The organism is Pseudomonas sp. A25(2017) (assembly GCF_002001065.1).
Lineage (GTDB): Bacteria > Pseudomonadota > Gammaproteobacteria > Pseudomonadales > Pseudomonadaceae > Aquipseudomonas > Aquipseudomonas kilonensis.
This window is the reverse complement of the sequence record NZ_MUOA01000137.1, coordinates 1-10,884: the sequence shown is the minus strand read 5'-3', so window position 1 is coordinate 10,884 and position 10,884 is coordinate 1. Positions and strand designations below refer to the sequence as shown.

Below are 10,884 nucleotides of genomic sequence, written 5' to 3'. Positions count from 1 at the left end.
GTTTTTTTTCCTTCATATCCGGAAGCGAACCGCTGCCGGTGACTTTGAAGGTTTCCCCGGTGCTCAAGGCCAAAATGTTGTTGGAGGGCGTGAACTGGCTCAAGTTCAAGTTCCAGCCCACCCCGAAGCCGGAGTCCAGGATATTGATCGGACTGAAAGTCAGGTTCAAGGGGAAGGCCGGGCCGCACAGCCAGTTACTTTGGACTTCGGGCAGGTCGATGGAAACGGTGTATTGCCCGGTGCGCGGGTCAACACCGCCTTGTACGTAGCTCATGAAGCCGAAGGCTTGGGAATGTACGGTACTGGAAGTGGTCATGCTACCTATCCTCAAAGATAAAGACTCAACATCTCCAGACACTCGAAAACATACAATGGAATACATTGGCCATAATATGCGAATGCCTGTTTAGTCGATCAAAGACGCAACATCCTGCCCTGATCATCTCCGACTCAGCATCAACCTATTACGGCTATTCTCATTGGATGACGAGTCAAACCCAACGGTCAGGGAATGTCGATTCCCTTCTTCGTCGAGCAATATAAGATAAACACTGGGGTCCAATTGCTGGCGATACATTTTTCGCTTATCGCCGCTCGCCAGCCCGTCATACCAATAATTCACATCATCCGTCCGATGCAAACTAATAATCAACTCACCTTGCGCCGGGCGTTCGCCGTCAAACGAAGTCTTGAGATTTTTCTGGTAGTTCCTCATCAACCCCCACAAATAGGGATCAAAAGACAAACCTTCGGGCACGGGGCTGTCGCTATTTTCAAAATTGGCAGGATTGAAAGCATAGCCGGTGTAACTAAAAAAGGTTTCATCGATCAGCTCACTTTCCCATTGCATGGTTGAAATATTATTTTCAATGGATAAAGTGGCGAAAAGAACTGAATCGACGCCACGCCGTAAATAGCTTAAATACCAGTAATCAATCGACTGACGATAGTAGCTAAAATAATCCCATTCCGGATGCGCATTGCTGGGAGGTTCATCATGCCCATCCTCATCTTGCCATTTGCGCTCACGTTTAAACTCATAGTTAGATAACGACGGAGTCGCGGGACGGACACCTTGCACCGTCACCTCAAAATTTTCAGTTTTCTCATCAGTTGAGTTTTGCGTACCGTAAGGCGAATCAAACTGTGCATAAAAGGTCCGGCCACCTTCGTAGGCAAGATGTAGATAGAGTTCACGATAACGTACGCCATTATTTTTTGGCGTCGGCGGTGCCAGTGGATAGGTTCGCGTTGCAGTGGCCGAAAAAAACCTGAAGCGGTTTTTTATTTTGCTCACGGCCCATCGAGTGTCTTTGCCATATTCAATACCTTCTTGGCCTACCGGTATAAAAGGGATCGCATTGTTGGTTATTTTATCGACCAACCTGAGCGTAGCCAACTCGGCATCACTCACGGGAATGTATAGCTCCGCACCACCAACGGTGACTGACTGCGTTGCAATGGTCACGGTGACGGGAATCTGTTGAAAACCATTGCTGAAACAAGTGTCCAGACCGTTATTGACGGCGATTGAAAACTCTCCAAGCTCTCGCCAATGCGGTTCTGGTTGCACTTGTTCGGAGAGCTGGATAACGCTGAGACCGCTAGACCTGGCCGAACCATTCACCAGATAGGAACACCTCACCACACTGATTCGGGATGTGGGCTGGGTCGGTGGTGTAAACACGCCATTGTCATCCACGTCCCCTTCACCGATAACCACCCAGCGAACCTCATCATCAGGTTCCAAATCAGCGTACAACTGGATCGGATCGCCAGCCGTTACCGCCGCGACATAGGGCGGATCTACCGGCAGCGTGTGCGCTGCTCTCATCAACACAACTGTTGCTTCAATCGTCTCGTTACTCTGCTGATCAGTCACGATGATTCTCTGCACCGCCAACGGGTCGGTCAGACTAGTAGGCGGTGTGTAGATCGCGTGATTGTTATCGATGACATCGAGCATCCCTTCATTCGGAGAAAGTGTGGGCCAGCGTAGGCTCCCATTACCCAGGGTCGTCACAGTTAACTCAACGGGGGTTGGATTACTGCCAACCCCGCGCAAGCAAACCCGCGGTGTAATGTTCATACTTTCGAAAACACCCAGCACCAGTGCTGAGCTTGTCTGCGATTTGCCCCCCATCGTGTATTGAGCGGTTACTACGATGGGCTGTTGTTCTTTCCCCATTCGGGTTCGGTTCGGCGGCGTATAAACCCCACCCGTCGTGATAGTGCCAACCGAAAGCGGACTAAGGGGGTTGGTTACAGTCCATTGAGCGTTAATGCTCGATCCGTCGCTCTTGCGCGCGACAAACGCCTGGGGCAAACCACCGCTCTTCAGGCTGATGAACGCCGGTTCGACGGTCACCGTATCGGACTTCGGTCCAATATTACCCAGCACCAATAAATCATGAGGTGTATGCCGTCCATTCTGACTTTCGATGAAGAAGTTATCGCTTGGAAAAAGCAGGTTCTTCAGCACGTCAAGCTGCACTTCGTCGAGCAATTCAATCCATTCGCTGTTCAGCACCAATGAAGCCGAATACAGACGTCGCCCACCCACCTTGTCGTCCGGGATCAGATAAGGGAAGTCGCTGCCTTCGATAGGAATTCCCGCTCCATTTTCATCGTGGACTTTCAGCCGAATAAACAGCAACACCGCGCCGTCAGCCGGGTCATCGGAACCCGGGGCCTTCTGCGTACGAATGTAAAATCCCGTTGGGCTCAAAGGGTTGTAACCACTGAAGTCAAACAACCCCAGCTCAAAAATACGCTGATCCTGCGGCAGCACAGCCAAGCGGCTTTGAATTAATGCCGCCAAGTGTTTGTCGACCCCGGGCATTCCTCCCAGGTTGCAAGTCATCGACAGGTCGCTCGCCACATCCAGCGTCACCCGCCCCCGTTTATCCACTTCTCCTTCAATCTGGTTCAGGCTGAGCTTCATCTGGACTTTGTAGCCCATCGCTTCAGTAATAGTGAAGCTGGAAAGCAAGCGGACCGCGCCACCGCCAACGGGGTGACTCTTGGCGGTATAGGTGCCCGCGACCAGGTTCATGGTCAAGGTCACCTTGGACTCGTTCAGCGATGCCGTTTCGAACGACAGCACTGGCTTGCCCAGAAGTACGCCATCCAACGTCATCGACTCCGTTCGATCGTCGATATACGCCACACCGTTGATTGGCGGGATGAAGCGTCCGTCGTGCAACCAGGTTAAATATTGCACTTCCAGCAAGCGATTGAGTTGCTCACGACTGAATGCAACGATTGCTCCCCACTGGTGAGTGATAGAGCGCCCCTGCATACGATTCAGCAAATTTTGCAGTGAATTCGACATGATCATTCTCCAACTATTCTTCGCATTAGCGACTGACACCTTACTGACCATCGGCACGGAACATCCGGATCGTTTCGGGCACGCTGAATAACGGTAACGGCAGGACGATGTAACCGTCCTCCGAAGCCCCTCCTGGTCTTGCAGGGGGCACCAGGACAGTAATGACCACAAACTTGTCCGGCCCGGCAGGGTTCAACGTCAGCACACCGCTGGCGGCATTCATTTGCGCCGAGCCGCTGCCCAGCAATACCTGCCATTCCTCGCCCCAATCGCCGGGATTGATGGGGCCGTCCTCCCCCATGATCGACAATTGGAGCTGGTTCTCCGGCAAACTCACCGCATCATTGATCACCACTTCAATCGTTGGCGCACGATGCAGTACCAACACTCTCGTCGTTTCACTCAACCCCGTCCGGGGGTTGGTCACCACGATCGTATCGACGGTGGGCGGTGACTTGGCGATCGGCGGCCCCGGCACATAGCTGTGGTCCTTGTCGGCGGCCGGGTCCGGTCTCACAACGGCACCTGAGGTCGGATCCTGGATGGACCAGGTCAAGGCGCCGCCGTCCACGGCGCCGGCTGACACGTCATGGGCCAGGGAGTCGCCGGCTGTGGCAATCATGATCAACGGGTTGACGGCAAGACTTCGGGCCGTGATGCCGACCAGCGCCGAGCTGGTGTGGGTACCGTCGGTGGCCGTAACCACCACTCGGATGGAACTGCGTGGCATCTCGGCGGCGGTGGGCGGGGTATACCGACCCGTATTAGTGATGGTTCCCTTGGGCACGGTCTCGCCGAGGATATTGCGCACCGACCAGGTCAAATTACTGCGAGGTGGTTCGGTATTGAATTGCCACGGTGCCGTGTGGGGAATGATCGGTTCCAGATCTGTGATACTGAAGGCGGTTTGTGTAGGGCCGACGTGGCCGAATGCTGCCAGGTCGCCAGGGTAATACACACTGTCGATTTTTACCGAATTGTCACCACGAAATAATAAGCTGTTAAGTGTAAAAATATTAATTTCCGTCACCGGACTAATAAACGTTTCAATAGTCGGACGCAATAGTGCTGCAACCTCTTGTTCAAAGTTTGCTTTTATCTGCGAAAAATTTCGCACTACAAGTGGCTGATTTTGTAATGTCCCTATGTTTACCTCAACGCTTATCTGGTCGCTCTCACGAACAACTTCCAAGACGACCCTTCCGGTTACCGGTTCCATCTTGAACTGAAATCTCCACACGCACTCCCATGCCGACCCCAAGTTACCATCCTCGGTGCCTGGATACAGACTGTAGAACACGATGCATGATTGCTCTTTATTACCACGCCAATCCAGGACAATCTCCCCCGGCATGCGTCGAATACGAAATGACGCTAAACCTGGCTGCGGCCCTCCCCCTTGGTCAGAAAAATTGGTAATCAACGATACTACTTGAATGAACTCAATATAACGCCCATCAATAGGTGTTCCCTCATAAAATCTTTTAGCATATACCCCCTTCCCTCCATAACCAATCATTTCAGTCAGACCATTGACAACCTCAAACTCCACGCGAAACGCATCCTCTATAGTATTTGTTCGCCTCGCCCCCTCAGCGATTATTTTATTAAACAGCATGGCATCACCCAACAACACCGTTGCTGAGTATCCCTCCGGCAACAGATATTTCAGATCTCCATTATCGATGGGCGTGGTTCCATTAGCATCTCCCTCCATGGCGACAAAAACCAGTACCGCCCCCTCTCCCTCATCTTCATTGGCCAACAGCCTGGCACCGGCACCCTGTTTATTATGGGTGCGAATAACGAACTTTGAAGGTTTAAGAAATTGATTCGGCTCAAACTGCAATTCGTTCAGCACAAAAAATTTCTGCGCTTGCGGCAACGCCCTGAAGCGTGTCTGGAAACGTTCACCCGCCACCCTTTGCAAGTGCTCGGACGGCATGTCAATCAAACGATAGTTACGACCCTCCGAGATATCGAGCTCCACCCGCCCCGCCGAGGTAACCGACCCCGTGCTCTCCATAAGATTGATATCAAACTTCAACCCTGGACCATCCAGTACGTTTTTCTCGGAAATTCGAATAAGCGACCATTGTTGGGCACCTTCCTGCTTGGTAAAAGACAGGTGAGTGCCACCGACCTCCTTCATCGTTAATTTCGCTGCGGACGTCTGCAAGTTGGAGCCAATGAAGGACAGCCGCGGCGCGTCCATTTGGTAGTTATGCAGAAAATCCTTTTGTGTCGGGGTGGTATTGTCCCGAATTTCTTCAGTGATCGGTTGCATGTAATGCTCAGTGCCGAATCGGGTGATGTACTCCTGCAACAACACCTTATTGGTCTCACTGCGTCCATAGGCCAGCACCGCCCCCCAGCCCAATGTCCGAGGCCCCACTCTGAGCCAGTCCAACAGCGTATCTACAGAATTGATTTCCATGGTAGTAATCCTTTGGTTGAGAATGAACTCACCCTCCAAATCCTGACTCTCACGGTTTAGGGCCCGGGCAACTTACTGACCATCGGCACGGAACATCCGGATCGTTTCGGGCACGCTGAATAACGGTAACGGCAGGACGATGTAACCGTCCTCCGAAGCCCCTCCTGGTCTTGCAGGGGGCACCAGGACAGTAATGACCACAAACTTGTCCGGCCCGGCAGGGTTCAACGTCAGCACACCGCTGGCGGCATTCATTTGCGCCGAGCCGCTGCCCAGCAATACCTGCCATTCCTCGCCCCAATCGCCGGGATTGATGGGGCCGTCCTCCCCCATGATCGACAATTGGAGCTGGTTCTCCGGCAAACTCACCGCATCATTGATCACCACTTCAATCGTTGGCGCACGATGCAGTACCAACACTCTCGTCGTTTCACTCAACCCCGTCCGGGGGTTGGTCACCACGATCGTATCGACGGTGGGCGGTGACTTGGCGATCGGCGGCCCCGGCACATAGCTGTGGTCCTTGTCGGCGGCCGGGTCCGGTCTCACAACGGCACCTGAGGTCGGATCCTGGATGGACCAGGTCAAGGCGCCGCCGTCCACGGCGCCGGCTGACACGTCATGGGCCAGGGAGTCGCCGGCTGTGGCAATCATGATCAACGGGTTGACGGCAAGACTTCGGGCCGTGATGCCGACCAGCGCCGAGCTGGTGTGGGTACCGTCGGTGGCCGTAACCACCACTCGGATGGAACTGCGTGGCATCTCGGCGGCGGTGGGCGGGGTATACCGACCCGTATTAGTGATGGTTCCCTTGGGCACGGTCTCGCCGAGGATATTGCGCACCGACCAGGTCAAATTGGTGCGAGCCGGTTCGGTGTTGAATTGCCACGGCACCGTGTGGGGGATGATCGGCTCCAGGTCGGTGATGCTGAAGGCCGTTTGTGTGGGGCTGACGTGGCCGAATGCGGCCAGATCGCCAGGAAAATAAACGCTGTCGAATTTTACTGAATCGCTGCTGCGGAACAGTAAGCTGTTAAGGGTAAAAACGTTAATTTCCGTCACAGGACTAATGATTTGTTCGACCGTTGGACCCAACACCGTCCGAAGCTCTTTTTCGAGTTCCGGCTTTATTTTCGGAAACTCTTGCACTAGAGGTGGATGCTGATATGTTCCTATGCCTCCATTTATAACCTCATTTCTAGAGCTAACCTTAAGGAGGATGCTCCCAGTTCCCGGCTCTGTCTCAAATTGAAACCTCCATAACAAATCCCATGCAGTCCATAAATTACCTACCTTGGCGGATAAAGGATTCCGATAATAAGCAATGCAGGGCTGTTCCTTATCACCACTCCACGCCAATGCAAGCTCCCCAGCCAGGTTTCGAACCACAAAATTCGCCACTCCTGGTGTAGGCGCTCCCGAGTTATCTGAGAAATTCGTAATTAAAGATATCAACTTAAATTCATCAAGATACTGCTCCTCAGTAGGAGGTGCTCTATAAAAAACTCTCTGGTAAGCCCCCCTCCCTCCATAGCCAGTAGCTTCAGCGAAGCCATTGACAACATCGAACTCAACCCAAAACGGATTCTCTAGGTTGTGTGCTCTCCTAACCCCTTCCCTAATTATTTTTTTAAACAGCATATCATTACCCAACAACGCTGTAGCCGAATGGCCATCCGGCAACAAATACTTCAGGTCCGCATTATCGATAGGTGCCGTCCCATTATCATCTCCTTCCATGGCGACAAAAACCAGTACCGCCCCCTCTCCCTCATCTTCATTGGCCAACAACCTGGCACCGGCACCCTGTTTATTATGAGTGCGAATAACGAATTTCGAAGGCTTTAGAAATTGATCCGGCTCAAACTTCAATTCGTTCAGCACAAAGATTTTCTGGTCTTCCGGCAACACCCTGAAGCGTGTCTTGAAACGCTCACCCGCCACCCTTTGCAAGTGCTCGGACGGCATGTCAATCAACCGATAATTCGTACCCTTCGAGATATCGAGCTCCACCCGCCCCGCCGAGGTAACCGACCCCGTGCTCTCCATAAGATTGATATCAAACTTCAACCCTGGACCATCCAGTACGTTTTTCTCGGAAATTCGAGTCAGCGACCATTGTTGGGCACCTTCCTGTTTGGTGAAAGACAGGTGGGTACCACCGACCTCCTTCATTGTTAATTTCGCTGCCGACGTCTGCAAGTTAGCGCCGATGAAGGACAGTCGCGGCGCGTCCATTTGGTAGTTATGCAGAAAATCCTTTTGCGTCGGTGTGGTGTTGTCCCGAATTTCTTCGGTGATCGGTTGCATGTAATGCTCAGTGCCGAATCGGGTGATGTATTCCTGCAACAACACCTTATTGGTCTCACTGCGTCCATAGGCCAGCACCGCACCCCAGCCCAATGTCCGAGGCTCCACTTTGAGCCAGTCCAACAGCGTATCTACAGAATTGATTTCCATGACAACCTCTCTCACCGATAATAGCGCCGGCGGCTTGTACTCCGGTTTAGCGAACCAGCGTTGCAGTGGTATCTTTAAAGCTCGTAAACGTTTCACCACCGTCAAAGCTGACGCGTGCTTTTAGTGAAAACGGTTCACCAAGCATGAGTGTTTCCAAAAATTGCTTTGGCAGCTTTGCTGTTACTTTTTTGTTTCTGAACTCAGCGTCTGTAACCGGCAGCGCATTACGTACGGGGTATGAGGTATTACCGTTGCCGTCGACGCCAGTGGCTTCCATCATCAACAGCTGCCCTACTGCCATGAATGGCCAAGCATCGAAACCCGAAGACTCGATGATCAAATCCGCGCCGCTAAACGGCACTGCGGCCAGACTCATCTGACCGCCCGAGATGTGCACGGAGGTTGTAGACGGGTAGCGTGTCGCAGGCAACGGCTCGACAAGCAGGTTGAAACGGACAGAAGGTTCACCGTCGACGCAATAAAACACCGGGAAATAACGTCCCTGTGCGACGGTCGACATGTTGGCTGCAATAGCAGTGGATGGAATGTGAAAACGTCTGCCCGAAACAGGATCAGTCGCAACATGGCGCCCACCATTTGGATGCCCTTGCCAATGCACCTCTACGCTGCCCGATCCGATTTCCGCCGTATCGGGCACATTGACATAAGCCCCATTGGTAGTCGCTGCCCAGGTCCCATGGTTGTCCGCACCCGGGGTGACATCTTCAATAATCGGGGCGGGCAGGTGCAGTGGCTTGCTGATATCCAGCAGTAAAGGCTCAGCCGACAGGGCAACACCGGCCCGGGCGTACTGATAAAGCACTTTTACCTGGGCGTTGCTGTTTACTGTCAGCCAGTGCGGCTCGATATAAAACTCGAAAAGACCGCTATCCAATGTCGAACGATCGACCCGCAGGGCCTTGGTAACACTCTTGATTTTCTCGCTACCGGTCCAATACAACAGCACCCAATCGTTATCCTGGAGGTCCGGATGAAACGGTTTGACTTGCAAGGTCAGGCCATCAGGGTAATGTCCCGGGTTGATTGGGCCTGCGGTATGGCCTTTGACCGTGATAGAAGGCAACAAAGCGGAACCGGGATCGACGATGTCAATCCGCTGTTGTTCGGACTCGCTGGGCTGTGCGGGCTGTTCAGCATACTCAACGCGATAGCTGATATCGGCATATTCACCCTCAATAGAACCAATCTCGATATAGGGCACGGTGAACGTCAACGGCTGGTGCAAGTGCTCAGCCCTGATTTCTTTGGACTCCTGATACACAGTTTCCGGTACGCCTTGGAAGTAGCCTTGCCAACTGAAGATGACCTCATCCCCGACACGCATGGCCTGATAGGGCGGTACCACAGCCGTGGCGCCTGCTGAAGTGACATCGGCGGTTTTCACCGACCGGTCGTGAGATTCCTTTATGTGCGGGACCGGCAGCTTGCTGACTTGGAGATGTTTTCCTGCGTAGCAGAATGCTCGAAGCGATTCTGGCCCTCTTTCATCAGAATCCCCCGGCTGCTGGGCTGGGAGCTCTGGGCGTAAGTTCGAGTCCACCATGACTTATTCCTTGAGTATTCAAATTCAAGAGAACATCAGCGATGACACTGTAGGTTTCGTGGGGGAACGCTGTCTACTAACAGAACTGTTAGGTTTCAAGGGCTCATTTCGATGATAACGTTATGTTTAGTTTTCCGCATCAGCCACCACTCGATATGGGACAGTGACCATGAACCCCGTCAAGGCGATCGCTTTCAGCTTATTGTTGGCTAACAATCTTATCTACTCAGTCGTTGCATTTTCGGAGACCAGCCCTTCTATTCCCCCCCGGTCCAACGACAACAATAAAAAAGCGACCAGTTCCCCCGAACAAAACAAGGCAACCGGCACAATTGTACTTAGGGACAAGGACAATGGTATTTGCAGACTGATTGTGCCAGAACCGGGTACAGCCATAACTTACAGCTTCGTTAACCCCCCGACCCCGCCAGGGTGCTCTGGCTGGAATGACAAAACCCGTTCAATCCAACTGGCTGAATTGCCTTCAGCCACCACCATTTTTTTAGGCGATAGCGGAGATTGCGGAAAGTACAGTAAAAACACATGGATATCACTAAAAACAATAAAGAAACAAACCAGCACGTCGATTATTGAAACTGAATACCTCACCACCTTTCAAAAAAACCAGATAATCGAACCTGGACTGCAAATGGTCGATCTGCAAGTAAATAGCTCATTCAGAGACGAGCTCTCTTGCATCCGAATACAAACTTCAGCCGTACCTCCTTCGCCTTAATTTTCAACTCCTTGATCTTAGTAACGAGGGATTGACCATGACCACTTCCAGTACCGTACATTCCCAAGCCTTCGGCTTCATGAGCTACGTACAAGGCGGTGTTGACCCGCGCACCGGGCAATACACCGTTTCCATCGACCTGCCCGAGGTCCAAAGTAACTGGCTGTGCGGCCCGGCCTTCCCTTTGAACCTGACTTTCAGTCCGATCAATATCCTGGACTCCGGTTTCGGGGTGGGCTGGAACTTGAACTTGAGCCAGTTCACGCCCTCCAACAACATTTTGGCCTTGAGCACCGGGGAAACCTTCAAAGTCACCGGCAGCGGTTCGCTTCCGGATATGAAGGAAAAAAAAC

General features: G+C 52.5%; 7 protein-coding genes. 2 read left to right on the top strand and 5 right to left on the bottom strand.

Annotated elements, in window-relative coordinates; all coding sequences use genetic code 11:
• The 5 genes from B0E42_RS29365 to B0E42_RS29345 form a co-directional block, all read right to left on the bottom strand.
• A partial coding sequence (locus tag B0E42_RS29365) for a hypothetical protein (RefSeq protein WP_139353249.1) occupies positions 1 to 316 on the bottom strand: 316 nt, incomplete at its 3' end.
• 123 nt (positions 317 to 439) lie between these two features.
• Positions 440 to 3,334 carry a hypothetical protein gene (locus tag B0E42_RS29360; RefSeq protein WP_077508804.1) on the bottom strand — a complete coding sequence of 965 codons (2,895 nt, stop codon included), beginning with the start codon at positions 3,332 to 3,334 and terminating at the stop codon, positions 440 to 442.
• 40 nt (positions 3,335 to 3,374) lie between these two features.
• Positions 3,375 to 5,771 carry a hypothetical protein gene (locus B0E42_RS29355; RefSeq protein WP_077508802.1) on the bottom strand — a complete coding sequence of 799 codons (2,397 nt, stop codon included), beginning with the start codon at positions 5,769 to 5,771 and terminating at the stop codon, positions 3,375 to 3,377.
• Positions 5,772 to 5,843: 72 nt separating this feature from the next.
• Complete coding sequence (locus B0E42_RS29350; protein WP_077508800.1) at positions 5,844 to 8,231, bottom strand: hypothetical protein; 2,388 nt, start codon at positions 8,229 to 8,231, stop codon at positions 5,844 to 5,846.
• Between the two features lie 46 nt (positions 8,232 to 8,277).
• Entirely contained in the window at positions 8,278 to 9,795 is a 1,518-nt protein-coding gene (locus tag B0E42_RS29345; protein WP_018610542.1) for a hypothetical protein, read from the bottom strand.
• Between the two features lie 169 nt (positions 9,796 to 9,964).
• Here B0E42_RS29345 and B0E42_RS30995 point away from each other — a divergent pair, with 169 nt between their 5' ends.
• Entirely contained in the window at positions 9,965 to 10,531 is a 567-nt protein-coding gene (locus B0E42_RS30995) for a hypothetical protein (RefSeq protein WP_139213006.1), read from the top strand.
• A 37-nt stretch (positions 10,532 to 10,568) separates the two neighbouring features.
• Positions 10,569 to 10,884, top strand: a 316-nt coding sequence (locus B0E42_RS29340) for a hypothetical protein (RefSeq protein ID WP_139353249.1), incomplete at its 3' end; no start/stop codon positions are given.

Excerpts from the sequence above, each read along its gene's own strand:
- B0E42_RS29360 (WP_077508804.1), bottom strand. The coding sequence starts at position 3,334 with ATGTCGAATTCACTGCAAAATTTGCTGAATCGTATGCAGGGGCGCTCT.
- B0E42_RS29355 (WP_077508802.1), bottom strand. The coding sequence starts at position 5,771 with ATGGAAATCAATTCTGTAGATACGCTGTTGGACTGGCTCAGAGTGGGG.
- B0E42_RS29350 (WP_077508800.1), bottom strand. The coding sequence starts at position 8,231 with ATGGAAATCAATTCTGTAGATACGCTGTTGGACTGGCTCAAAGTGGAG.
- B0E42_RS29345 (WP_018610542.1), bottom strand. The coding sequence starts at position 9,795 with ATGGTGGACTCGAACTTACGCCCAGAGCTCCCAGCCCAGCAGCCGGGG.
- B0E42_RS30995 (WP_139213006.1), top strand. The coding sequence starts at position 9,965 with ATGAACCCCGTCAAGGCGATCGCTTTCAGCTTATTGTTGGCTAACAAT.